General features: G+C 64.2%; 23 protein-coding genes. 8 read left to right on the forward strand and 15 right to left on the reverse strand.

Annotated elements, in window-relative coordinates:
- Positions 1 to 232: 232 nt before the first annotated feature.
- The 7 genes from N7333_RS06365 (at position 233) to N7333_RS06395 (ending at position 5,470) form a co-directional block, all read left to right on the forward strand.
- The gene (locus tag N7333_RS06365) at positions 233 to 1,627 is read left to right on the forward strand and encodes a methyl-accepting chemotaxis protein (protein WP_129483627.1); all 1,395 of its coding nucleotides are present in this window, start codon (positions 233 to 235) and stop codon (positions 1,625 to 1,627) included.
- A 59-nt stretch (positions 1,628 to 1,686) separates the two neighbouring features.
- The gene (locus tag N7333_RS06370; RefSeq protein WP_129483628.1) at positions 1,687 to 2,088 is read left to right on the forward strand and encodes an OsmC family protein; all 402 of its coding nucleotides are present in this window, start codon (positions 1,687 to 1,689) and stop codon (positions 2,086 to 2,088) included.
- Complete coding sequence (locus N7333_RS06375) at positions 2,085 to 2,945, forward strand: pirin family protein (protein ID WP_129483629.1); 861 nt, start codon at positions 2,085 to 2,087, stop codon at positions 2,943 to 2,945. Before N7333_RS06370 ends, N7333_RS06375 begins: the two co-directional genes overlap by 4 nt.
- A gap of 43 nt (positions 2,946 to 2,988) precedes the next feature.
- Complete coding sequence (locus tag N7333_RS06380; RefSeq protein WP_177491257.1) at positions 2,989 to 3,165, forward strand: hypothetical protein; 177 nt, start codon at positions 2,989 to 2,991, stop codon at positions 3,163 to 3,165.
- A gap of 101 nt (positions 3,166 to 3,266) precedes the next feature.
- Positions 3,267 to 3,815 (forward strand): sigma-70 family RNA polymerase sigma factor, encoded by a 549-nt coding sequence (locus N7333_RS06385; protein ID WP_129483630.1) that lies wholly within the window; start codon positions 3,267 to 3,269, stop codon positions 3,813 to 3,815.
- On the forward strand, positions 3,812 to 4,525 hold the full coding sequence (locus N7333_RS06390; protein ID WP_129483631.1) for an anti-sigma factor: 714 nt from the start codon (positions 3,812 to 3,814) through the stop codon (positions 4,523 to 4,525). The genes N7333_RS06385 and N7333_RS06390 overlap by 4 nt, the downstream gene beginning before the upstream one ends.
- A gap of 165 nt (positions 4,526 to 4,690) precedes the next feature.
- On the forward strand, positions 4,691 to 5,470 hold the full coding sequence (locus N7333_RS06395) for a DUF4394 domain-containing protein (protein ID WP_129483632.1): 780 nt from the start codon (positions 4,691 to 4,693) through the stop codon (positions 5,468 to 5,470).
- A 64-nt stretch (positions 5,471 to 5,534) separates the two neighbouring features.
- Here N7333_RS06395 and N7333_RS06400 read toward each other — a convergent pair whose 3' ends face one another.
- The 5 genes from N7333_RS06400 to N7333_RS06420 form a co-directional block, all read right to left on the reverse strand.
- Positions 5,535 to 6,323: a dienelactone hydrolase family protein gene (locus N7333_RS06400; RefSeq protein ID WP_096826593.1), complete on the reverse strand. Its 789-nt coding sequence runs from the start codon at positions 6,321 to 6,323 to the stop codon at positions 5,535 to 5,537.
- A 254-nt stretch (positions 6,324 to 6,577) separates the two neighbouring features.
- A complete protein-coding gene (gene htpG / locus N7333_RS06405) occupies positions 6,578 to 8,482 on the reverse strand; it encodes a molecular chaperone HtpG (RefSeq protein ID WP_129483633.1) in 1,905 nt (634 codons plus the stop codon).
- An 84-nt stretch (positions 8,483 to 8,566) separates the two neighbouring features.
- Complete coding sequence (locus N7333_RS06410) at positions 8,567 to 9,814, reverse strand: MFS transporter (RefSeq protein WP_129483634.1); 1,248 nt, start codon at positions 9,812 to 9,814, stop codon at positions 8,567 to 8,569.
- 51 nt (positions 9,815 to 9,865) lie between these two features.
- Positions 9,866 to 10,312: a PaaI family thioesterase gene (locus N7333_RS06415; protein ID WP_003240834.1), complete on the reverse strand. Its 447-nt coding sequence runs from the start codon at positions 10,310 to 10,312 to the stop codon at positions 9,866 to 9,868.
- Positions 10,309 to 10,788 (reverse strand): PaaI family thioesterase, encoded by a 480-nt coding sequence (locus N7333_RS06420; RefSeq protein WP_012018791.1) that lies wholly within the window; start codon positions 10,786 to 10,788, stop codon positions 10,309 to 10,311. Before N7333_RS06420 ends, N7333_RS06415 begins: the two co-directional genes overlap by 4 nt.
- Positions 10,789 to 10,971: 183 nt before the next feature.
- Between N7333_RS06420 and N7333_RS06425 the strand changes: the two genes are divergently transcribed.
- A complete protein-coding gene (locus N7333_RS06425) occupies positions 10,972 to 11,232 on the forward strand; it encodes a hypothetical protein (RefSeq protein ID WP_003240838.1) in 261 nt (86 codons plus the stop codon).
- 53 nt (positions 11,233 to 11,285) lie between these two features.
- On the opposite strand, the gene N7333_RS06430 is transcribed toward N7333_RS06425, so the two are convergent.
- The 10 genes from N7333_RS06430 to sdhA form a co-directional block, all read right to left on the reverse strand.
- A complete protein-coding gene (locus tag N7333_RS06430; protein WP_003240840.1) occupies positions 11,286 to 11,678 on the reverse strand; it encodes an MAPEG family protein in 393 nt (130 codons plus the stop codon).
- On the reverse strand, positions 11,675 to 12,409 hold the full coding sequence (locus N7333_RS06435) for a DUF599 family protein (protein WP_012018793.1): 735 nt from the start codon (positions 12,407 to 12,409) through the stop codon (positions 11,675 to 11,677). The genes N7333_RS06430 and N7333_RS06435 overlap by 4 nt, the downstream gene beginning before the upstream one ends.
- Positions 12,410 to 12,511: 102 nt before the next feature.
- Positions 12,512 to 13,825 (reverse strand): branched-chain amino acid transport system II carrier protein, encoded by a 1,314-nt coding sequence (brnQ, locus tag N7333_RS06440; RefSeq protein WP_129483635.1) that lies wholly within the window; start codon positions 13,823 to 13,825, stop codon positions 12,512 to 12,514.
- Positions 13,826 to 14,258: 433 nt separating this feature from the next.
- Positions 14,259 to 15,146 (reverse strand): succinate--CoA ligase subunit alpha, encoded by an 888-nt coding sequence (gene sucD / locus N7333_RS06445; protein WP_003240843.1) that lies wholly within the window; start codon positions 15,144 to 15,146, stop codon positions 14,259 to 14,261.
- Positions 15,146 to 16,312: an ADP-forming succinate--CoA ligase subunit beta gene (gene sucC / locus N7333_RS06450; protein WP_003240844.1), complete on the reverse strand. Its 1,167-nt coding sequence runs from the start codon at positions 16,310 to 16,312 to the stop codon at positions 15,146 to 15,148. Before sucC ends, sucD begins: the two co-directional genes overlap by 1 nt.
- A gap of 240 nt (positions 16,313 to 16,552) precedes the next feature.
- A complete protein-coding gene (lpdA, locus tag N7333_RS06455) occupies positions 16,553 to 17,989 on the reverse strand; it encodes a dihydrolipoyl dehydrogenase (protein WP_003240845.1) in 1,437 nt (478 codons plus the stop codon).
- A gap of 66 nt (positions 17,990 to 18,055) precedes the next feature.
- Complete coding sequence (gene odhB / locus N7333_RS06460) at positions 18,056 to 19,288, reverse strand: 2-oxoglutarate dehydrogenase complex dihydrolipoyllysine-residue succinyltransferase (protein WP_003240846.1); 1,233 nt, start codon at positions 19,286 to 19,288, stop codon at positions 18,056 to 18,058.
- Positions 19,289 to 19,353: 65 nt separating this feature from the next.
- On the reverse strand, positions 19,354 to 22,185 hold the full coding sequence (locus tag N7333_RS06465) for a 2-oxoglutarate dehydrogenase E1 component (protein WP_003240847.1): 2,832 nt from the start codon (positions 22,183 to 22,185) through the stop codon (positions 19,354 to 19,356).
- A 250-nt stretch (positions 22,186 to 22,435) separates the two neighbouring features.
- The gene (locus tag N7333_RS06470) at positions 22,436 to 23,143 is read right to left on the reverse strand and encodes a succinate dehydrogenase iron-sulfur subunit (RefSeq protein ID WP_003240848.1); all 708 of its coding nucleotides are present in this window, start codon (positions 23,141 to 23,143) and stop codon (positions 22,436 to 22,438) included.
- Positions 23,144 to 23,154: 11 nt separating this feature from the next.
- On the reverse strand, positions 23,155 to 24,927 hold the full coding sequence (gene sdhA, locus N7333_RS06475) for a succinate dehydrogenase flavoprotein subunit (RefSeq protein ID WP_003240849.1): 1,773 nt from the start codon (positions 24,925 to 24,927) through the stop codon (positions 23,155 to 23,157).
- Position 24,928: the final 1 nt, after the last annotated feature.

Raw genomic sequence — 24,928 nt, forward strand, 5'->3', positions numbered from 1 at the left:
TGGGCGGCGAATGGGCAAGACGAGTCCTCCTGACGGTACGAGCAGCATAGACCGCAAGCCAGGCGCGCAAGTTCGGACGCTTGCAGCGCCTCGTCGTGGAACGGAGCGATCGCCCCTGCACCAGGTTCGCTCACCGCCGCCGGGCATGCGCAGACGCGGCGCAGCGAAATCGTCGAGCCAATGATGGCACTTGGCTTGCAACACTCGATGCACATCATCGAGGAGAATCACCATGTTGCAGATGCTGCGCAAGCCAGCCCGCAAAGCCCAGGAAGAGGCTGCATTGGAGGCCCTGTTCAACGACCACGATCTGACCACCCGCCTGCCGGAGCACTATCAATGGATGGCGCGCCTGAACGATTTCAGCGCCGTGCTACAACAGCGCATCCGCGCCAGCCTCGGGGCTGCCGTCGGCATCGCGGCCCACGCGCCGCAGCTGGCAAGAATCGCTGCCGCCAACCAGCAGAGCGGCCAGACCCTGGCGCAATCCTCGGAACTCATCGCCAGCGCCAGCGAACAGGTCACCACCACGCTGGATGCCGAGCTGGTACCCGGTGCCGGAGAAGTGGCACGCCTGTCCGCCGAGGTCTCCGCCACCCTCGCTCAGTGCCACGCCAGCGGTCAGGCCGTCTTGCGCCAGGTCGAGGTGATCGACCTCAGTGAAGCCCAACTGGCACAGGTCATCGAACAGCTGGTTGGGCAGCTCGATGAAGTGAGCAAGGTCATCGGCGTGATCGCCAGCATTTCCCAGCAGACCAATCTGCTCGCGCTCAATGCCGCCATCGAGGCCGCACGCGCCGGGGAGCATGGTCGCGGCTTCGCCGTGGTCGCCGAGGAGGTGCGGCGGCTGGCCGGCCATACCACCGACGCCACCGGCCAGGTCGGCAGCATCATCGAGCGCTTTCGCGAAGGCATGCAGCAGCTGGGTGCTGCCGGTCTGCAGATGAACCAGGCGGTGGCCGACGGCCGCAGCGGCATCCTTGCCGTCAGCGACGGGCTGGACAGCACGCGCCAGGCCATGGATCGCCTCGACGCCCAGGTCGGCCAGATCGCCGCCGGCACCGAGCAGATCGGCCAGGCCGTGCGCTCGATCAACGGGGACGTGCAAAGCATCGCCCAGGTCGCCGGCGAGCTGCTGGGCAAGGCCGGGCAAGTGCTGCACCACAGCAAGGCGGTGCGCGAAGACGGCGATCGTCTGCTCGCCGGGCTGGGAGATTTCCGCCTGGAGATTCACCGCGCCGTGCGCAGCAGTGTCGAGCAACTGGCCAACCAGCCGGCGCTGAAGGAAGACGTGCCGGCAGCCGAACGCCTGCTGACAAACGCCCTTTCCCGTGACGGCCGCTTCGAGCTGTTCTATCTGGTGGACAAGCGCGGCGTGCAGCTTTCCGAGAACCTGTTCGCCGCCGATGTGGCGCAAATCGAAAGCACCAGCTGCCGCGGCCGCGACTGGAGCCAGCGGCCCTGGTTCCGCGCCGTGGCAGAGCGCATGGAAAGTCATATCACCGAAGTCTACCGATCCTCGGCCACAGACGATTTCTGCTTTACCGTCTCGGTGCCCATCGTCGATGAGCGCGGGCAACTGCTGCGTGTACTCGGAGCGGACGTGAGGCTCTCGGCGCTGGTGTGATCGGTGCCGGCTGGGCTAGGCTGGCCATTGTCGATTCGTCACACCTCAAGGGAAGCGCCATGATCCGCATTCACAACAACAAGGGCCTGCAGCAGCAGATCGAAATCGGCTCGCACCAGCTCATCGGCGACGTCTCGCCCGAGCTGGGCGGGGATGGCGCCGGCCCGGAGCCGCACGATCTGTTCGACGCTGCCCTCGGCACCTGCAAGGCCCTGACCCTGCTGCTGTATGCACGCCAGCGCGGCCTGCCGCTGGAGGGCATCGACGTGCAGATCGAGCGTGACGACAGCGAGGAGCGCCAGGGCAACTACCGTCTGGTCGTCGACCTGGCGCTCCAGGGGCCACTGGACGAGACGCAGCGCCAGCAACTGTTGCGCGTGGCGGACAAATGCCCGATTCACAAGCTGATGACCACCACCGACATCCAGGTCGAAACCCGCCTGGCGGGAGCCCCGGCATGAGCGAGCTGCAGCTGATCCGCCCGCGCGCCGAGGACATTTCCGGCCAACCGATCCTGCGCCCCCTGCCCTCGGCACGCTTTCGCAGCATCGGCCCCTTCGTGTTCTTCGATCACATGCTGGAGCAGGACTACCCCGCCGGCAGCGGCTTGAACATCGCCCAGCATCCGCATATCGGCCTGTCCACCCTCACCTACCTGTTCGAAGGCCAGCTGCAGCACAAGGACAGCCTGGGCTCCGATCAGCTGGTCGGCCCCGGCGACGTCAGCTGGATGACCGCAGGGCGCGCGGTGGCCCATGTCGAGCGCACGCCGCCCGAACAGCTCGGGCAGAACAAGCGGGCCCACGGTCTGCAGGTCTGGCTGGCGCTGCCGGAGGCCGAAGAACAGTGCGATCCGGCCTACAGCTACCACCCTGCCGCGTCGCTGCCACGCAGCGATGCCATGGGCGTGCAGATCACCCTGATCGCCGGCAGTGGCTTCTGTCTCGAGTCGCCGGTACCGGTACGTTCGCCGACGCTCTACGCCGAGCTGCGCCTGAGCGCCGGCGCCAGCCTGCTGATCCCGGCCGAGCACAGCGAACGCGCCCTGTATCTGATCGACGGCGAAGCCGAGCTCGATGGCGAAACCCTGCCCCGCCACACCATGGCGGTGATCCCGGCGGGTGAAACGCCACTGCTCAGCGCCTGCGGCGAATGCCACCTGGCGCTGATCGGCGGCGAACCCATCGGCCCACGGCGAATGAACTGGAACTTCGTCGCCAGCACCCCCGAACTGATCGACCAGGCCCGCCAGCGCTGGGCCGCAGGCGACTGGCCGCAGGTCCCCGGCGAAACCACGCGCATCGAACTGCCGCGCTGAACCGACCATCGAACACAGGCGCCAGGCGGCGCCTGTCACAAACTTGCTTTCGTATCGCCCCTCCTCGGCGAGCCGGACCAGGGCCTACCTGATCGAGGGTGACGTCTGCGAGGTGCTGGAGCAGCAAGGAAACTGGCTGCTGATCCGCTACGCCTCGCGCAAGGGGCCGCTGCAGCGCTGGGTTTCTCTCGATGAGGCTTATGGGCTGGCGCGTCCCTGAACGGCCATCATCTCCGCCGTTTTTTGTTACGCCTGCGTGATCCAGCACGCCCGCTCGCGGGTATAAGCTGCAGGCGGATTTCTCAGGCCAACGGATGACCCATGGCAGATCGCGACTTCGATTACGAAAGCACCCTGGAAGCCTGCGCGCGTGGCGACGAGCGCGCCTTCCAGGCGCTCTACCGGCAGGAGGCCGGGCAACTGCTCGGCCTGGCCATCAGCATGCTGGGCCGCCGCGATATGGCCGAGGATTGTCTGCACGACGCGTTCGTACGCATCTGGCAGCACGCCGCGCGCTATCGACGCGATCTGGGCAGCGGTCGCGCCTGGGTGCACAGCATCCTGCGCTACCGCGTGCTCAACGCCCTGCGCAGCGGCGGGCATCAGATCGAGGTGGACGATGACTTCATCGAGCGCATGCTGGACGACAGCCCGCAGGCCGAGGCACAGGCGCTGCAGCAATCCGAGCAGCGCCTGCTGCGCAGTTGCCTGCAGCGCCTGGAAAGGCCGCGCCGCCATCCGATTCTGCTGGCCTTCTACCGTGGCCTGACCCACGAGCAGATCGCCCGCCGCCTGAGCACACCGCTGGGCACCATCAAGGGCCGTATCCGCGCCGGCCTGCGCGCGCTGCAGGAGTGTCTGCAAGCATGATTCCGCATGACCCCGAAGAACGCCGCGCCCTGATCGGCGAATACCTGCTCGGCCTGCTCGACGAACCTGAAGCCGCCGAGGTGCGCCAGTTGCTCGAAGAGGATGAGAAGGCCGCCCGCATGGCCCTGGATTGGGAGCGCCACTTTCTCGAACTGAGCGACCGGTTGCCGGCACAGGCCCCCTCCCCGGCACTCTGGATGCGAATCCGCCGCAGCCTGGGCCTGCAGGATGAGCCACGCCCGGGCGCCCTGGCCAACTGGTGGAACAGCCTGCCGGCCTGGCGCCTGACCGCCGCCACACTGGCCGTTGCCCTGCTGGTCGCCGTGCTGCTGCCGATCCTGCGCAGCCCGGACAGCGTGGGCGAACGCTACACCGTGGTGCTGCAGCAGCCCGGCGAGGCGGCCCAGCCAGGCTGGGTCATCCAGGTTGGCAGCGATGGCACGCTGCTGCTCGATCCGCTGGTCGCCGACCAGGTGCCGGAAGGCCGCGCCCTGCAGTTCTGGACGCTGGTCGATCCGGCCGAAGGCCCGCGCTCGCTGGGCCTGGTCGAGGCCGGCAAGCCGCTGCGCCTGCCTGCCGAGCAGATCGGCGCGGTGCAGGCGGGCCAGCTGTTCGAGCTGACGCTGGAGCCGGCCGGTGGCTCGCCCTACGACCGCCCCAGTGGCCCGGTGCTCTATATCGGTCGAGCCGTGCTGGCCAGCGCCAATTGATAGCGCTTGCCGGCCGCTCGGCCGGCAAGCCGCTTGAAAAAATTTTCAGCCGCCGACATCCAGCTCCATTCCTCGCGGGTATAGCTCACAGGTGTTTCGTCGAGGCACCTGCGAAACCGGCCAGCCGGCTTCGTCTCGATGCTGAAATCTTCACGAGGAACCCACATGAAACGCATCACTTCCCTCTGCACCGCCGGCCTGCTGACTCTGGGCGCAGGTGCCGCCGGCGCCACCGAACTGCTCGCACTGAGCGCCGATGGCACGCTGTACAAGGTCGATGTCGCCAGCCTCAAGGTCACTGCCAGCATGGCGGTCAGCGGCGCCAGCGACCTGCGCGGCCTGGATGTGCGCCCCGCCAACGGTCAGCTCTATGCCCTGAGCGGCACCGATCAGCTCTACACCCTCGACGCCGCCAGCGGTCAGGCGACCGCAGGCAGCAAACTGCAAACCGCGCTGTCAGGCAGCGGCCAGGCCGTGGTCGACTTCAACCCGGTGGCCGACCGCCTGCGCCTGCTCGGCCCGGACGGCACCAGCCTGCGGGTGAATGTCGATACCGGTGAAGTGGCCGTGGACGGCAAGCTCGCCTACGCCGCCGACGGCCCTTACGCCGGTCAGCAGCCCAAGGTGGTCGCCGGCGCCTACACCAATGCCTATGCCGGCACGCAAAGCACCGCGCTGTACAACATCGACCTGGCCAGCGCCGGCCTGATGCTGCAGAACCCGCCAAACGACGGCGTGCAGCAACTGGTCGGCAAGGTCGCCGATGGCCTAGAGGCGGCCGCCATGGATATCGCCAGCGATGGCAAGGGTGGCAACACCGCCTACGTGCTGACCGGCAAGACCCTGCATCAGCTCGATCTGGCCAGCGGCAAGCCCACCACCCTGGGAGAGGTGGCCGAGCTGCCGGACGGCATCATCGACATCGCCGTACTGCCGGCGCAGTGAGCATGAAAAAAGGCTGCGCCCGATGAGCGCAGCCTTTCGTTCAGGCCCTGGCTGCAACCCGCCCTCACTGCTTGGCGAAGACCTCGTCGAACAGATCGTTCATCGCCTTGAAGGCCCGCGCGGCCACCACCGGGTGGTATTCGTTGCGCCCCGGCACGTTGGCCTTGGGGTTGGTGAACGAGTGCACCGCGCCGCCGTAGCTGACCAGTTGCCAGTCGGTCTTGGCCGCCTTCATTTCGGCGATGAAGCCGTCGACCTGCTCCTGCGGCACGGCCGGATCATCGGCACCGTGCAGCACCAGCACCGGCGCCTGAATGTTCTTCGCATCACTCGGGTTGGGCGTGTCCAGATTGCCGTGGAAGGACACGAAGCCCTTGAGCGGCGCGCCTGAACGCGCGAGTTCCAGCACCGTGCCGCCGCCGAAGCAGAAGCCGATGGCGCCGAGCCTGTCGAGATCCAGCGCCACCTCGCCGCTCTGCGCCTTGAGCACCTCGACCGCCGCCTGAGCACGCTTGCGCATCAGCGGACGATCGGCGCGCACGGCAGTGGCCGCGGCCCCCGCTTCTTCGGCGTTGCTCGGACGAATCGACTTGCCGTACATGTCGGCGACGAACACCACGTACTTGTCGCCCGCCGCACGGGCAGCCTTGGCCACGGTGTCCTCGTTCACCCCCATCCAGTTGGGCACGGCGAGCAGCCCCGGGCGCGGCGTGGTCACCGAGTCGTCGTATACCAGCACGCCTTCGAAAGCTTCGCCCTCGATCTCGTAGGCAATCGTCTTGGTCACGACAGCCGCGTCGGCAAGACCGGCGAATGCGGCGCATAACAGGGGAACCAGTGTCTTCTTCTGCATGGAGAGGCCTTCCTTCGCAAGGGTTGGCCCCTAAACATAGCCCTGCAACCGGCGATGACCAAGCCGCGGGGGCACGGGTTTGACACAGGACGTGTCAGAGTACCCCCAAGCCCGGTCCAGTGTATTTCCGCACTAGCCAGGGCAAGCGCCTGGCGAACGCTTGCGCCATCTGCGGCACTGGCTCGTTTGTCCTGCAAGAGTGCGCAGAGCCATAAAAAAGCCCGCCGAAGCGGGCTTTTCTACAGCGTGGCCAGTCAGGCGGACAGTTCCACCAGCAGTTTGTTCAAGCGCTGCACATAAGCGGCCGGGTCCTTCAAGCTGTCGCCGGCGGCCAGCGCGGCCTGATCGAAGAGGATGTGTGTCAGGTCGACGAAACGGTCTTCGTCGGCCTCGGCATCCAGTCGCTCGATCAGCGGGTGGCTCGGGTTGAACTCGAAGATCGGCTTGGACTCGGGCACCTTCTGTCCGCTGGCCTCGAGAATCTGGCGCATCTGCAGACCCAGGTCCTGATCGCCGATGGCGAGGATCGCCGGCGAATCGGTCAGGCGATGCGACACGCGCACCTCCTTGACCTGTTCACCCAGCGCGCCTTTAAGACGCTCGATCAACCCTTCCTTGGCCTTGGCCACCTCTTCCTGGGCCTTCTTGTCCTCTTCCGAGTCCAGCTTTCCCAGGTCCAGGTCGCCACGGGCCACGTCGACGAACTGCTTGCCGTCGAACTCGGTCAGGTAGCTCATCAGCCACTCGTCGATGCGGTCGGTGAGCAGCAGCACTTCGATGCCCTTCTTGCGGAAGACTTCCAGGTGCGGGCTGTTCTTGATCTGCGCGTAGGATTCGCCGGTGAGGTAGTAGATCTTGTCCTGACCGTCCTTGACCCGGCCCAGGTAGTCGGCCAGCGACACCGACTGCTCGTCGCCCTCGCCGGCGGTGGAGGCGAAGCGCAAGAGACCGGCGATCTTCTCCTTGTTGGCGAAGTCTTCCGCCGGGCCTTCCTTGAGCACCTGGCCGAAGGCCTTCCAGAACGCCTTGTATTCTTCGGGCTTGTCCTTGGCCAGCTTCTCCAGCATGTCCAGTACGCGCTTGGTCAGCGCCGACTTCATCGAGTCGATCACCGGGTCCTTCTGCAGGATCTCGCGGGAAACGTTCAGCGACAGGTCGTTGGAATCCACCACGCCCTTGATGAAGCGCAGGTACAGCGGCAGGAACTCGTCGGCCTGGTCCATGATGAACACGCGCTGCACGTAGAGCTTGAGGCCCTTGGGCGCTTCGCGATGGTACAGATCGAACGGAGCGCGACTCGGCACATAGAGCAGCGAGGTGTATTCCAGCTTGCCCTCGACCTTGTTGTGGCTCCAGGTCAGCGGGTTCTCGAAGTCATGGGCGACGTGCTTGTAGAACTCCTGGTATTCCTCGTCCTTGACCTCGGCACGCGGGCGGGTCCACAGGGCACTGGCGCGGTTGACGGTTTCCCACTCGACCTCGGCCGGCTTGTCCTTCTCCTCACCGTAGTGCTCTTTCGGCAGTTCGATGGGCAGCGCGATATGGTCGGAGTACTTCTTGACGATGTTGCGCAGGCGCCAGCCGTCGGCGAACTCTTCTTCGCCAGCTTTCAGGTGCAGGACGATGCGAGTACCGCGCTCGGCCTTGTCGACGGTGGCGACCTCGAACTCGCCCTCGCCTTGCGACGCCCAGTGCACGCCCTCGGCGGCCGACAGGCCGGCACGACGGGTGAAGACGTCCACCTTGTCGGCGACGATAAAGGCCGAGTAGAAGCCCACACCGAACTGACCGATAAGGTGCGAATCCTTCTTCTGATCGCCGGAGAGGTTCTTGAGGAAGTCGGCGGTACCGGACTTGGCGATGGTGCCCAGATGCGCGATGACTTCATCGCGGCTCATGCCGATGCCGTTGTCTTCGAGGGTGACGGTCTTGGCGTCCTTGTCGAAGCTCAGGCGAATTTTCAGCTCGGCGCCGCCTTCGAGCAGCTCGGGCTTGGCCAGCGCCTCGAAACGCAGCTTGTCGGCGGCGTCGGAGGCGTTGGAGATCAACTCGCGCAGGAAGATTTCCTTGTTCGAGTACAGCGAATGGATCATCAGGTGCAGCAGCTGCTTCACCTCGGTCTGGAAGCCCAGGGTCTCTTTTTGAGTTTCCACACTCATGGTCGTCTAACTCCACATGCAGGACTATGCCGCGCGAGCGGCGGATGTCCTGCAGATGGGGGCAGTACGATCAATTTCAAGGGCTTAGGGTTCGAGCAGCTCCAGACGGCCGATTTCTTCCGGTTGGAAACTGAAGCTGGCCTGCCCGCCGCCACTGCCCATCTGCTGGGCCAGACGAATGCTGCCGTCGGCATCGATGCCGACGAAACGCCCCTCAACGGTGCCGCCACTGGCGCGGCTCAGGCGCATGCTGAGGTTACGGTACTGCTCGGGATTGCGTTGCAGACGCGCCAGGCTGAAGCGCTGGCGTCGGTCTGCCGGGCGACTGACGCGCTCCTCTGCAGGCGCAGCTTCAATCTGCGACGCAGGCGGCGCCTCGGCCACGGCCGGCAGCGGCGCGAAGCGATCGCCCTCGACCGCCCAGCCCTGTGCCGGGCGCTTGTGCAGACGAATCGGCAGGCGTTCACTGCGCTGGTCGATCAGCGCTTCGACCTGCAGCTCCAGACTGTCGCCTTCGAAGGTGAACGGTGGCACTTTCAGCTCACGCACGTCACGGCTGGCGAAGCGCCTCTGCAGGTAGTCCTGCAGCACGTGGGCGATGGTGTCGCGCGAGTCGAAACTGCGATCCACGTCGTCGCCCACATAACGCAGCCGATCGCTGTACAGCTCCACACGGCCGCTCAGGCTGGTCTTGAACCGCGGCGGCAGGACCAGATGGAAGTCGCCCACCAGACGATTGGGCGCCTGCGGCCGCAGATCCAGATGCAGGGTATAGCCGCGGCTCAGGCGCCGTGCCTCGGGCAGATCCTGCTCCGGCAGCAGCCAGCTCAGTTCCACCTCCGGCAACTGGCCTTCGTCCTGCGGCAACACGTCGACGCGCACCGCACCGCTTGCCGGCTGCGGCAGACGAATGCTCAGTTCGCGCTGGGCGAAGAAATCCAGGCCTTCACGCAGGCTCAGCACGCCATCGATCAACTCGCCCTGCTGCGGACGGAAGGGCTGCCCGTTGAGCTGGCCGGAAAGCTCGATGGCCAGCTCGGCCGGCTCCTGCACCTCGGGCTTGAGCCAGTCGAGACGCACGATGGCCGCCAGACGCTCGGCGTCCTTGCTGGCCAGCAGGGTCAGACCCACCACTAGGGGGATCACCCCCAGCCCCACCAGCATCATCGCGCTGCGTGCCCGCGCCCAGTGACGCAGGATATAGATCAGGGTGATCGGTGGAATCAGACTGCCCCAGCCCCACAGCAGGCTGGTACCGAAGGCCCGCATGACCAGCCAGACCAGCCCGGCCAGCATCAACAGCAGGCCACCGATTATCAGCAACGCATCCATCCAGAGTTTCCTTGTGATTATTGCCGCGCGCTGCCCGGCCCACCGGCCTGCTTAAGGCTCATCGACCTTGAAGTGGGCGCGAGCGGTGGCGATAGGTTCGGTCTGGGTGGTCTGCCAGGCGGTGATCGCCACGTTGGCGACGCGTCGCCCCTGGCGCCAGACCTGGCATTGCGCGTAGGTGTCACGATAATGGCCGGCGCGCAGGTAATCTATCGAGAAGTCGATGATTTTCGGCAAATGTGGAATGCCCATGAACATCAGCAGATGAAGCATGGCCGCATGCTCCATGAAACCGGCGATCACCCCGCCGTGCAGGGCCGGCAGCACCGGGTTGCCGATGCAGTCGCGGTTGGCCGGCAGGCGAAAGACCATGTCATCGCCCAGGCGCAGGCATTCGATGCCCAGCAGCTTGGCGTAGGGGATCAGGTTGATCAGCGGGTCGTAGTCGTTCTGCTGGTGCGCGCGCGCCACCAGTTGTTCCAGATTCAGTTCGCTCATGCCGCACCGCCCTGCTGAATGTTCTGCTTGAGCCCACCGGCGCCCTGCGCTGCCTTGCCCATGCGCATGAAGGTCCCAACCACATGGGCGATCGGCTGCTCGGGATCGTCCTGATAGGCATAGCCGCGGGTGAAGATCACGTTGGGGGTGACGCGGTAGCACTCGGCAAAGCCGAACACATCCTTGCCGGGCTCGGCCGGGTGCATGTAGTCGATGCGCAGATCCAGGGTCGGGCAGATCTCGAACTCCGGCAGCACGCAGACGGTGGAGATGCCGCAGGTGGTGTCCATCAGCGTGGTGATGGCGCCACCGTGGATCACCCCGGTGTCCGGGTTGCCGACGATGTGCGCGGCATAGGGCAGACGCAGGGTCAGGCCGCGACTGTCGGCCCCCTGCACGCTCATGCCCAGCACCTGGCAATGGCGCAGGGCAGAAAGAAAGCGCTGGGCGCGCTCGAGGATGGTGTTTTCCGACATGACGGCGACCTGGACGGGGGTAAATGCGATAAGGCCGCGCATGATACCTTGCGCCAGGCCGCGCTTCAGCCCCGGCGTGGCCCAGCGTGCAGCCTGTCGCGCCTGCAGGTGCAGTTGAACTTAATGTAAAACCTGAAGTTCAAAGCCCTATGAATGACGAAAGCCATACATGGAGGCTCAACGATGAAAAAGACTCTGCCGTTCGCCCTGCTCCTGGTTGCAGGCCTCGGACTCGCCGCTTGCGACAAGAAGGAAGAGGAGAGATCTCAGGCTCCAGCGGCGCCCGCGACGGAAGCGCAGCCAGCAGCTCCCGCCCCCGCCCCGGAACCGCCGCTGCCGGAAACCAATGAGCCGGTCCCGCAGGACGACATGCCGGGCACCGACGAGCCGGGCGCCAACGCTCCGCTGAGCTCCCCGGAAGGTCAGCCCGAGCAGAACCAATAAAGGTTCAGCACCCGAGCAAACGACAAGGCCCGCCTAGCGCGGGCCTTGTCGCATCACAGCGCCGGGCTGAGCATCAGCAAGAGGCTGCAGAGCAGGCCGACAACCCAGACCAGGCTGCGCTGCCAGTGCAGGTCGTACCAGTAGAACAGCAGATACAGCACCCGGCTGACCACGAAGACGATGGCCAGCAGGTCGATCAGAAAGCCGTAGGTCTGGGTGACATGCGCCATCAGCACGCCGACGGCGAATAGGGGAAACGCTTCGATGCTGTTCAGATGCGCGGCCAGCGCACGGGCACCGAAGCCGGTCAGGCGTGCCTGTTGCGCGCGTGGATGGTGATTGTCGTAACGACCGCCGCCCTCCTCGGCCATGGCCTTGGCCACCGGCGCCTTGGCGATGAAGATCAGCAAGGCGCTGATGAAGACGCACCAGAACGGAATGCTCATTCACTCTTCTCCTTGGCCACCTCGGCGGCCGGCGTTGGGGTATAGACCATTACTTCCAGAACGTCCGAGTGGAACTCACGGCGATACAGCACCACGACCACACCGGCGGTGACCAGCATGAAGAACCAGGGGTTGATGAACCAGGCCAGGGTCGCCATGCCGAAATAGTAGGCGCGCAGGCCGAAGTTGAACTGGTTGGCGGCCATCGAGATCACCCGCGCGGTGCGCTCGGCGAAGGCCTTGCGTTCCTGCTCGGTGACATGCCGCTCGCCCACCATCGGCGCCGAGCCCACCAGCACGGCGGCGAAGTTGTACTGGCGCATGCACCAGCTGAAGGTGAAGAAGGCGTAGACGAAGATGATGCCCAGGCACAGGAGCTTGATTTCCGACAGTCCGCGACTGGCCTGCTGCACGAACGGAATGTCGGCCAGCAGCGACAGGGCGCGGTCGGAGGCGCCCAGGACGGTGAGGATACCGGCCAGGATGATCAGGGTGCTGGAGGCGAAGAAGGACGCGTTGCGCTCGAGGTTGCCGATCACGTTGGCGTCGGCGATGCGGTTGTCGCGCAGCAGCATGCGGCGCATCCAGTCCTCACGGTACAGATGCAGGACGCTGGCCAGACAGGGTGTGGTTTGCCCCTTCCAGGAGGCGTAGCGGGTATAGCCGCCCCAGCAGAAGATGAACCAGAGTGCGGCCAGAAAATGCGGCAGGTATTGATCGCTGATGGGCATGCCAACTCCTTGTAGGACTGCCGCGAATTATAGCCAGGCACCTTGCTTCGGGGTCGACAAAAAAGGCCGCCTTGTGGGCGGCCCTTGTGTTGGAAGCGCGACTCAGGCGGTTGCGCTCTGACGCAGCGCGAGGATGCGATCCAGCGCCACGACCAGCACCAGCGTCACCGCCACCGGCAGCAGCCAGCCCAGGCTCTGACCGGCCAGCGGCAGCTGCCCGAACCAGGCGGGAACCTTGTCGGCCCAGGGGGTCGCGGCAACACCGTCAGCCACACCGAAGATCAGCGTAACGGCCATCACCGGCACGAAGACCAGCGACTGGGAAACCCACAGGCGATTGGCCAGGCTCAGGGCGACCAGCACGATGGCCAGCGGATACAGACCGACCAGCACCGGGATGGAGAAGCTGATCAGCTGGGTCAGGCCCTGGTTGGCCACCACCAGACTGAACAGACCGAAGGCGATCACCACGCTGCGATAGGAAACCGGCAGCAGCTTGCTGAAGAACTCGCCGCAAGCGGTCAACAGGCCTACCGCCGTGGTCAGGCACGCCAGGGTGATGACCACGGCCAGCAACAGGCTGCCGGTGGTGCCGAAGGTGTGCTGTACGTAGGTGGTCAGCACCTGCACGCCGTTCTGCGCATCGCCCGCGATGCCCTGGCTGGTGGCGCCGAGGTAGAACAGCGCCAGGTACACCAGCGACAGGCCGATGGCGGCGATGATGCCGGCGATCACCGAATAACGGGTCACCAGGCCGGCGTCGCTGACACCGCGGTCACGAATGGCACTGGCGATGACGATACCGAAGACCAGCGCGCCCAGGGTATCCATGGTCAGGTAGCCCTGCAGGAAGCCTTGCACCAGCGGCGTCTCGCGATAGCTCTCGGCAGCCGTGCCGATCTCGCCGGCCGGTGCGAACAGGGCCGCGCCGCCCAGCACCAGCAGCGCCGCCAGCAGTACCGGGGTGATGAACTTGCCGATGCGATCGACCAGTTGTCCCGGATTGAGCGAAAGGAACAGCACGGCCGCGAAATACACCAGGGTGTAGATCAGCAGCGGCGCGCCTTCGTTACCGGTGAATGGCGCGATGCCCATCTCGAACGACACCACGGCGGTACGCGGGGTGGCGAACAGCGGGCCGATGGCCAGGTACACCGCCACCGCCAGGGTTGCGCCGGCGATCTTGCCCAGCGGCGCGGTGAGCAGATCCATACCGCCACCGACACGAGCCAGGGCGACCACCGTCAGCAACGGCAGGCCGACGCCGGTCAGGAGAAAGCCCAGTGCCGCCGGCAGCAGGTTATCCCCCGCCGCCAGGCCCGCGCTGGGCGGGAAGATGATGTTGCCGGCGCCGAGGAACAGCGCAAAAGTCATGAAGCCGAGGGCCAGGAGGTCCGAGCCTTGCAAACGAGTCATAAAGGGAAATACCACGAACAGGAAATCGAAGAGTTGCGGGGTTTCCTTGAGGGATCGGGGAAACGTCGCCCGAGCGTTTGGCTCGAACCACTAAAGGCATCGCCAGGCGCTTGTGACGCCACGGACACGGTAAGGCGCGGATACTAACGAAAACTGCCGGTCAGCAGCACAGTTGGCGGACGAGCTGTCGAACTGGCGCAACTGGCTGTCGCATGCTCGACAGTCACGCGGCTTTGGCAGCAACTGCCCTGCCCGCCCCGGGCTTACGCATATGCTGATAGATCCAGCCTGTAGGGGGCTCGGTCCCTTTGCATATGCCATCTGGTGCGCACAGCGCACCCTACGGACCGTCGGTACAGGTAACGCGGCAACTGCTCTGCAGACAAACAAAAAGGCCACCCGAAGGTGGCCTTTTTGCGAGGGTCAGAAACGCTTAGGCGTTCTTGACTTCCCAACCGGTCAGCTCGGCCAGGGCCTTGCCGATGTCAGCCAGGGAACGCACGGTTTTCACACCGGCGTCCTGCAGCGCAGCGAACTTCTCGTCTGCAGTGCCCTTGCCGCCGGAGATGATGGCGCCAGCGTGGCCCATGCGCTTGCCGGGAGGAGCGGTCACACCAGCGATGTAGGAAACCACCGGCTTGGTGACGTTGGCCTTGATGAAGGCAGCCGCTTCTTCCTCGGCCGAACCGCCGATCTCACCGATCATGACGATCGCTTCGGTCTTCGGATCTTCCTGGAACAGCTTCAGGATATCGATGAAGTTGGAGCCCGGGATGGGGTCACCGCCGATGCCCACGCAGGTGGACTGGCCGAAGCCGGCGTCGGTGGTCTGCTTCACGGCTTCATAGGTCAGGGTGCCGGAACGCGACACGATGCCTACTTTGCCCGGCAGGTGGATGTGACCCGGCATGATGCCGATCTTGCACTCGCCGGGAGTGATCACGCCCGGGCAGTTCGGGCCGATCAGGCGTACGCCCAGCTCGTCGCACTTGACCTTGGCTTCCAGCATGTCGATGGTCGGGATGCCTTCGGTGATGCAGACGATCAGCTTGATGCCGCCGTTGGCCGCTTCCAGGATCGAGTCCTTGCAGAACGGAGCCGGAACGTAGATCACCGACGCTTCAGCGCCAGTGGCTTCCACGGCTTCCTTGACGGTGTTGAACACCGGCAGGCCCAGGTGAGTGCTACCACCCTTGCCCGGAGTCACGCCGCCGACCATCTTGGTGCCGTAGGCGATGGCTTGTTCGCTGTGGAAGGTGCCCTGCGAGCCGGTGAAGCCCTGGCAGATGACCTTGGTGTCTTTGTTGATCAGGATGCTCATTACTTACCCTCCGCGGCCTTGACGACCTGCTGGGCAGCGTCGGTCAGGCTGGTTGCCGCGATGATGTTCAGACCGCTGTCAGCCAGGACCTTGGCGCCCAGCTCGGCGTTGTTACCTTCCAGGCGGACGACCACCGGGATCTTCACGCCGACTTCCTTCACGGCGCCGATGATGCCTTCGGCAATCATGTCGCAACGAACGATACCGCCGAAGATGTTCACCAGAACGGCTTTGACGTTGTCATCGGAGAGGATGATCTTGAACGCTTCGGTCACGCGCTCTTTGGTCGCGCCACCACCTACGTCGAGGAAGTTGGCCGGCTGACCGCCGTGCAGGTTGACGATGTCCATGGTGCCCATGGCCAGGCCGGCACCGTTGACCATGCAACCGATGTTGCCTTCCAGCGCGACGTAGTTCAGTTCCCACTTCTGCGCATGGGCTTCACGCGGATCGTCCTGGGACGGGTCGTGCATGGCGCGCAGCTTGGGCTGACGGTACATGGCGTTGGAGTCGATGTTGATCTTGGCGTCCAGGCAGTGCAGGTTGCCGTCAGCCTTGATCACCAGCGGGTTCACTTCCAGCAGAGCCAGGTCGTAGTCCTGGAACAGCTTGGCCAGGCCAACGAAGATGTGGGTGAACTGCTTGACCTGATCGCCTTCCAGACCCAGCTGGAAAGCCAGCTCGCGGCCCTGGTACGGCTGAGCGCCGACCAGCGGATCGATGGTGGCCTTGAGGATCTTCTCAGGGGTTTCGTGGGCCACTTTCTCGATGTCCACGCCACCTTCGGTGGAAGCCATGAACACGATGCGACGGCTGGAGCGGTCCACGACGGCGCCCAGGTACAGCTCCTTGGCGATGTCGGTGCAGGATTCGACCAGGATTTTGCTGACCGGCTGACCGTTGGCGTCAGTCTGGTAGGTCACCAGACGCTTGCCCAGCCAGTTGGCGGCGAAGGCCTTGGCGTCTTCTTTGCTCTTGACCAGCTTTACGCCACCGGCTTTGCCGCGGCCACCAGCGTGGACCTGAGCCTTGACGACCCACTCGCTGCCGCCGATTTTTTCGCAGGCTTCTGCGGCTTCTTCGGGGGTGTCTACCGCGAAGCCCTTGGATACGGGCAGGCCGTATTCAGCGAACAGCTGCTTACCCTGATACTCGTGAAGATTCATGCTTGTCTACCGTCTTCGTTTAGGTATTGCGCATTCGGCGCTGTACTTGTGATACCGCGCCACCTGTGACTGCCGAAGCAGTCCGTCGGGCTTTCCGCCGCGAGACGAACTCGACGCGGGCCATCCGACGTGGTTCTGCTTGCAAACACCGCCGCAGCGATGGGGCGATTGCACGACGCCCCGCCTACCCGGCGGCTTACAACAATTTGCGTGGCCGCACGAGGCGGCCACTTGTGACGCTTAGCGCTTCTTGCGGTTGGCGATGTGGATCGCGCCACCGTTGACCGCCAGGGCCGCTTCGTGCAGCGCCTCGGACAGGGTCGGGTGGGAGAAGACCATCATGCCCAGGTCTTCGGCGCTGGTGCCGAATTCCATGCCGATCGCGCCCTGCTGCACCAGTTCGGCAGCGCTTGGGCCGATCACGTGAACGCCCAGTACGCGGTCGGTGTTGGCGTCAGCGATGACCTTGACCAGACCACCGGTGTCGTTGGCAGCCATGGCGCGGCCGCTGGCGGCGAACGGGAAGGTACCGACGTTGACGGCAACGCCTTCGGCCTTCAGTTGCTGCTCGGTCTTGCCGACCCATGCGATTTCCGGGTGGGTGTAGATCACGGACGGGATCAGGTCGTAGTTCATCTGCGCCTTGTGGCCGGCGATGCGCTCGGCAACCATCACGCCCTCTTCCGAGGCCTTGTGCGCGAGCATGGCGCCGCGAACCACGTCACCGATGGCGTATACGCCCGGAACGCTGGTTTCGCACTGGTCGTTGACGAAGATGAAGCCACGCTCGTCCAGATCCACGCCGCTGTCGGCAGCCAGCAGATCGGTGGTCACCGGGCGACGGCCAACGGCCACGATCAGCTTGTCGAAGGTCATCTTCTGCTCGCCATTGGCGTCGGTGAAGGTGACGGTAACCTGCTTCTTCTTGACTTCGCTGGCGGTGACGCGCGCGCCCAGGCGGATGTCCAGGCCCTGCTTGGTCAGGGTCTTCTGGGCTTCCTTGGCGATCTGCTCATCGGCAGCGGCAAGGAACTTGTCCATGGCTTCCAGCACGGTCACTTCCGAGCCCAGGCGAGCCCATACCGAGCCCAGTTCCAGACCGATCACGCCCGCGCCGATGACGCCCAGCTTCTTCGGTACGCTCTGGAATTCCAGGGCGCCGGTGGAGTCGACGATCACGTCCTGATCGACCGGTGCCGGCGGGATCTCGACCGGCTTGGAGCCGGAGGCGATGATCACATGAGCGCCTTCGACCACCTGGGTCTTGCCGTCGATACCGGTGACTTCAACCTGCTTGCCGGCCAGCAGCTTGCCGTGGCCTTCCAGCAGGGTCACACCGTTGGCCTTGAACAGCGCGCCGATGCCGCCGGTCAGGTTCTTAACGATGTTGGCCTTGCGACCGATCATCGCCGGCACGTCGATGGTCACGCCCTTGGCTTCGATACCGTGTACGGCGAAGCCTTCTTTCGCTTCATGGTACTTCCAGGAGCTGTCCAGCAGCGCCTTGGAGGGAATGCAACCGACGTTCAGGCAGGTACCGCCGAGGGCGATCTTGCCGTCCTTGCCCTGGTACTTCTCGATGCAGGCAGTCTTCAGACCGAGTTGCGCTGCTTTGATGGCGGCTACGTAGCCACCAGGGCCGGCACCGATGACTACCACGTCGAATTTCTGGGTCATAACGTATTCCTTCTCGAATAAACCGGACGGCCCTGTGAACAGGGCCGCCGTGGAGGAGACTGGCTTTTAGATTTCCAGCAGCAGGCGAGCCGGATCTTCAAGCAAGTTCTTGATGGTCACCAGGAAGGTCACGGCTTCCTTACCATCGATCAGGCGGTGGTCGTAAGACAGCGCCAGATACATCATCGGACGGATCACCACCTGACCATTGATCGCCATCGGGCGCTGGATGATGTTGTGCATACCCAGGATCGCGGCCTGCGGCGGGTTGACGATCGGGGTCGACATCATCGAACCGAAAGTACCGCCGTTGGTAATGGTGAAGGTACCGCCAGTCATTTCTTCGATCGACAGCTTGCCGTCGCGCGCCTTCTTGCCGAAGGTGGCAATGCCGCTCTCGATTTCAGCCAGGCTCATCAGCTCGGCGTTGCGCAGCACCGGAACCACCAGGCCACGGTCGCTGGACACGGCAACACCGATGTCGGCGTAGCCGTGGTAAACGATGTCGTTGCCGTCGATCGAGGCGTTGACTGCCGGGAAGCGCTTCAGCGCCTCGGTAGCGGCCTTGACGAAGAACGACATGAAGCCCAGGCGCACGCCATTGTGGGACTTCTCGAACAGGTCCTTGTACTTCGAGCGCAGGGCCATGACTTCGGTCATGTCCACTTCGTTGAAGGTGGTCAGCATGGCCATGGAGGACTGCGCCTCGACCAGACGCTCGGCGATCTTGGCGCGCAGGCGGGTCATCGGCACGCGCTTCTCGGTACGGTCGCCGGTGGCGATTACCGGAGCTTCGGCGGCAGGAGCAGCGGCCGGCTTGGCCGGTGCGGCAGCCGGAGCGTTCTTCTTGGCTTCGACGGCAGCGACCACGTCTTCCTTGGTCACACGGCCGCCCTTGCCGGTGCCGGCGATGCTGTTCGGGTCGATGCCGTTCTCTTCGGCCAGCTTGCGCGCGGCCGGCGAGAGGATGGCGTCGTCACCAGCGGCGGCGGCCGGAGCAGCAGCCTGAGCCGGGGCGGCGGCAGCGGCCGGAGCGGCAGCCGGAGCAGCGGCGGCAGCGCCACCTTCGGTCAGCTTGCCCAGCAGTTCGTTGGAAAGAACGGTGTCGCCTTCGTTCTTGATGATTTCAGCCAGGACGCCGTCGGCCTCGGCCAGGACTTCGATCACCACCTTGTCGGTTTCGATGTCGACGATCAGCTCATCGCGCTTGACCGCTTCGCCCGGCTTCTTGTGCCAGGTAGCGACGGTGCCGTCGGCAACCGATTCCGGGAAGGTTGGGGCTTTGATCTCGATAGCCATTGTATGCGTTTCCTTAAATTCGGTTTTACCGCCAGGTGGCACCTGCCACCTGGCGGATGAAGGCGTTAAACAGTAAAGGCGTCCTGCAGCAGTTTTTCCTGCTGCTCGGCATGCATCGAGGCATAACCGCAAGCCGGCGCAGCCGAAGCCTCACGGCCCGCGTATTCGAGGAACAGGCCCTTCTTGTGCGCAGTGGCGACGCGACGCATGTGATGCTGACTGCAGTACCAGGCGCCCTGGTTCATCGGCTCTTCCTGACACCAGACGATGTGCTTGAGGTTCTTGTACGGCGCCAGTGCCTCGGCCAGATCCTCTTCCGGGAACGGATAGAGCTGCTCGATACGGATGATGGCGATGTCCTCGCGACCCTCGGCACGACGCTTCTCCAGCAGGTCGTAGTAGACCTTGCCGCTGCACAGGATCATGCGCTCGACCTTTTTCGGGTCCAGCGAATCGATCTCGCCGATGACGGTCTGGAAGGAGCCTTCGGCCAGATCTTCCAGGGTCGAGATGGCCAGCTTGTGACGCAGCAGCGACTTCGGCGTCAGCACCACCAGCGGCTTGCGCAGCGGACGGATCACCTGACGACGCAGCATGTGGTAGACCTGCGCCGGCGTGGTCGGTACGCAGACCTGCATGTTGTGCTCGGCGCACAGCTGCAGATAGCGCTCCAGACGTGCCGAGCTGTGCTCAGGCCCCTGCCCTTCATAGCCGTGCGGCAGCAGAACGGTCAGACCGCAGAGACGGCCCCACTTGTGCTCGCCACTGGAGATGAACTGGTCGAATACCACCTGGGCGCCGTTGGCGAAGTCGCCGAACTGAGCTTCCCAGATCACCAGCGCGTTCGGCGTGGTGGTGGCATAGCCGTATTCGAAGGCCAGAACCGCTTCCTCGGAGAGGTACGAATCGTACAGCTCGAACTTCGGCTGACCTTCGTACAGGTTCTTCAGCGGAACGTAGGTGGAGGCGTCCTTCTGGTTGTGCAGCACCGCATGACGGTGCGAGAAGGTACCGCGGCCGATGTCCTGACCGGTCATGCGGATCGGGTGACCTTCGACCAGCAGCGTGGCGTAAGCCATGGTCTCGGCGAAGCCCCAGTTGATCGGCAAGCCGCCCGCGCCCATCTTCTGACGGTCTTCGAGGATCTTCGCGACCTGACGCTGAACCAGGAAGCCTTCCGGAATTTCCAGCAGCTTGGCGGACAGATCCTGCAGGGTCTTCAGATCGAAACGGGTGTCGTGACGCGCGGTCCAGGCGTGGCCCAGATACGGACGCCAGTCGACGAACAGCTCCTTGTTCGGCTCCTTGACCAGGCTCTTGACCACGTGCTGGCCGTTGTCCAGCGCGGTACGGTAGTCGTCGATCTTGGCCTGCACGTCGTCGCTGCTCTGCACGCCAGCGGCAACCAGGGCGTCGGCGTAGAGCTCACGGGTGGTGCGCTGCTTGGCGATCTGCTGATACATCAGCGGCTGGGTGCCGTTCGGCTCGTCGGCCTCGTTGTGGCCGCGGCGGCGGTAGCAGACCAGGTCGATGACCACGTCGCGCTTGTACTGCATGCGGTAGTCGACGGCCAGCTGGGTGACGAACAGCACGGCTTCCGGATCATCGCCATTCACGTGGAAGATCGGCGCCTGGATCATCTTCGCCACGTCGGTGGCGTATTCGGTCGAGCGCGCATCTTCCGGACGGCTGGTGGTGAAGCCAACCTGGTTGTTGATCACGATGTGGATGGTGCCGCCCGTCTTGTAGCCACGGGTCTGCGACATCTGGAAGGTTTCCATGACCACGCCCTGACCGGCGAATGCCGCGTCACCGTGGATGGAAATCGGCAGCACCTTGTCGCCGGTGGCGTCGTTGCGACGATCCTGACGGGCACGCACGGAACCCTCGACCACCGGGGAAACGATTTCCAGGTGCGAGGGGTTGAACGCCAGCGCCAGGTGCACTTCGCCACCCGGGGTCATGACGTTGGAGGAGAAGCCCTGGTGGTACTTCACGTCGCCGGACGACAGGCCTTCGGTCTTCTTGCCTTCGAACTCGTCGAACAGGTCGCGCGGGTTCTTGCCGAAGGTGTTGACCAGAACGTTCAGACGGCCGCGGTGGGCCATGCCGATGACCACTTCCTTGGTGCCGTAGGAACCCGAGCGCTGGATGATCTCGTCCAGCAGCGGGATCAGACTCTCGCCACCTTCCAGACCGAAACGCTTGGTGCCCGGGTACTTGGTGCCCAGGTACTTCTCCAGGCCTTCGGCAGCGGTGACGCGCTCGAGGATGTGGGCGCGCACCTCGGGAGAGAACTGCGGACGACCGCGCACGCTCTCCAGGCGCTGGGCGAACCAGTTGCGCTGGCCGGAGTCGACGATGTGGGTGAACTCGGCGCCGATGGTGCGACAATATGTCTGCTGCAGCGCGTCGCGGATTTCACGTAGCGTTGCCTCTTCCTTGCCGATGTACAGCTCGCCGGTACGGAACGTGGTGTCCAGGTCTGCGTCGGTCAGGCCGTAGTGATTGATCGACAGATCAGACGGCGCAGTGCGCACCCACAGACCCAGAGGGTCGAGCTGGGCGGCCTGATGGCCACGCATGCGGTAGGCCTGGATCAGGCGCAGCACTTCCACCTGCTTCTTTTCGTGCTCGCTGCTGACGGCCCCGGCGGAAACCGGCTGGGCACGACGCGAATTCTTGGCGAGCAGGACGAAATGATCGCGAATGGTCGAATGCGATACGTCCGTTGCAGCGCTGCCGTCGGTCGGCAACTTCTGGAAGTAAGTGCGCCATTCTTCTGGCACAGCGTTGGGATCGTGCAGGTAGAGCTCGTAGAGCTCTTCCACGTAGGCAGCGTTGCCACCGGATAGGTGGGCACTGTCCCACATGCGCTGCATCACGCTTTCTTGCATGCTTGGTCACCCTCGGTAAGGGGACACCACCGGCGTGAATACCGCATGGCTCCAATCAAAGTCATCTTGCTGCGACTCGGATCAAGCCACTTGGGTTCCCGCAGATAGTCCGGGTACCAGCCCGGATGCCCCTGCTGGTCGTCATATTTTTCGAGTATGAGCCGCGGCTTTGTGGGCTGCGGCTCTGGCTTTTGCTGCATTACCGGCCGGAGCCGGCAATGCAGGTGTTACGGGTACAGCAACTTGCGAATCAGGTACCGCTCTGCAGCAGCATGTTGCGCACGTGGCCGATTGCCTTGGTCGGGTTCAGACCCTTCGGGCACACGTTGACGCAGTTCATGATGCCGCGGCAGCGGAACACGCTGAACGGATCGTCCAGCGAAGCCAGACGCTCGGCGGTCTTGGTGTCGCGGCTGTCGGCCAGGAAACGATAGGCCTGCAGCAGCGCAGCGGGACCGAGGAACTTGTCCGGGTTCCACCAGAACGACGGGCAGCTGGTCGAGCAGCAGGCGCACAGGATGCACTCGTACAGACCGTCGAGCTTCTCGCGCTCTTCCGGCGACTGCAGACGCTCGATGGCCGGAGCCGGCGTGTCGTTCTGCAGGAACGGCTGCACCTTCTCGTACTGCTTGTAGAAGATGCTCATGTCGACGACCAGGTCACGAATGACCGGCAGACCCGGCAGCGGACGAATCACCAGCTTGCCACCTTTCAGCCCCGCTGCAGACAGCGGGGTGATGCAGGCCAGGCCGTTCTTGCCGTTGATGTTCATGCCGTCGGAGCCGCATACGCCCTCGCGGCAGGAGCGACGATAGGAGAAACCTTCGTCCTGCTCCTTGATCAGCGCCAGCACGTCCAGGACCATGATGTCCTTGCCGCCGGTGTCGATCTGGAAGTCCTGCATGAACGGAGCCGCGTCCTTCTCCGGGTTGTAGCGATAAACACTGACTTGCAACATATCAGTCACCCTTAATAAGTCCGAACCTTGGGTTCAAACGCCGGAACGGTCTTCGGCGCGAAGTTGACAGCACGCTTGGCCACGCGCTTCTCGCCTGGGAAGTACAGGGAGTGGCACAGCCAGTTCTGGTCATCGCGCTCTTCGAAGTCTTCACGAGCGTGGGCGCCACGGGACTCTTTACGAGCCTCGGCCGCGACCGCGGTCGCTTCGGCGACTTCGAGCAGGTTTTGCAGTTCCAGCGCTTCGATACGCGCAGTGTTGAACGCCTGGCTCTTGTCGGAGATCTTCACCTTGGCGATACGCTCGCGCAGGTCGGCCAGTTGTTGGATGCCCTTCTGCATGTATTCGCCGGTACGGAATACACCGAAGTAGTTCTGCATGCACTGTTGCAGCTCGCGCTTGAGCGGCGCGACTTCTTCGCCGGTGCTGCGCTCGTTGACGCCAGCCAGGCGGGCCAGCGACTGCTCGATGTCGGTTTCGCTGGCGCCACGCACCTCGACACCTTCCTTGAGCGCTTTTTCCAGGTGCAGACCGGCAGCGCGGCCGAATACCACTAGGTCCAGCAGCGAGTTGCCGCCCAGACGGTTGGCACCGTGCACCGATACGCAGGCGACTTCACCCACGGCGAACAGACCTTCGATGATCTTGTCGTTGCCGTTGGCGTCCTGGGTGATGGCCTGACCATGAATATTGGTGGCAACGCCGCCCATCATGTAGTGGCAGGTCGGGATGACCGGAACCGGCGCGACCACAGGGTCGACGTGGGCAAAGGTCTTGGACAGTTCGCAGATGCCCGGCAGGCGGCTGTGCAGCACTTCTTCGCCGAGGTGATCGAGCTTGAGCAGTACGTGGTCCTTGTTCGGGCCACAGCCGTTGCCGGCGATCACTTCCTTGACCATGGAGCGGGCGACCACGTCGCGGCCGGCCAGGTCTTTGGCGTTAGGGGCGTAACGCTCCATGAAGCGCTCGCCATGGGCGTTGATCAGGTAACCACCCTCGCCACGGCAGCCTTCGGTAACCAGAACACCGGCGCCGGCGATACCGGTCGGGTGGAACTGCCACATTTCGATGTCCTGCACCGGCACGCCGGCACGCAGGGCCATGCCCACGCCGTCGCCGGTGTTGATCAGGGCGTTGGTGGTGGAGGCGTAGATACGACCGGCACCGCCAGTGGCCAGCACCACGGCCTTGGAACGGATGTAGACGGTTTCGCCAGTCTCGATGCAGATGGCGATGATGCCGACGATGGCGCCGTCCTGGTTCTTCACCAGGTCAACGGCATACCACTCGTTGAGGAACGAGGTGCCAGCCTTCAGGTTCGCCTGGTACAGGGTGTGCAGCAGCGCGTGACCGGTACGGTCGGCAGCGGCGCAGGTACGGGCAGCCTGGGTCGGATTGTCCGGACCCTTGGACTGGCCGCCGAACGGGCGCTGATAGATGCGGCCCTGCTCGGTACGGGAGAACGGCAGCCCCATGTGCTCGAGCTCGAACACGGCCTCCGGGCCGACGGAACACATGTATTCGATAGCGTCCTGGTCGCCGATGTAGTCGGAACCCTTGACGGTATCGTACATGTGCCAGCGCCAATCGTCGTTCGGGTCGGCCGAAGCGATGGCGCAGGTGATGCCACCCTGAGCGGAAACGGTGTGCGAACGAGTCGGGAACACCTTGGTGACCACGGCAGTCTTGTGGCCGCCCTGGGCCAGTTGCAGCGCAGCACGCATGCCGGCGCCGCCGCCACCTACGATGATGGCGTCATAGGAAAGAGTACGGATGCTAGCCATG

This window comes from Pseudomonas sp. GD04158 (assembly GCF_029834875.1).
Lineage (GTDB): Bacteria > Pseudomonadota > Gammaproteobacteria > Pseudomonadales > Pseudomonadaceae > Aquipseudomonas > Aquipseudomonas hydrolytica.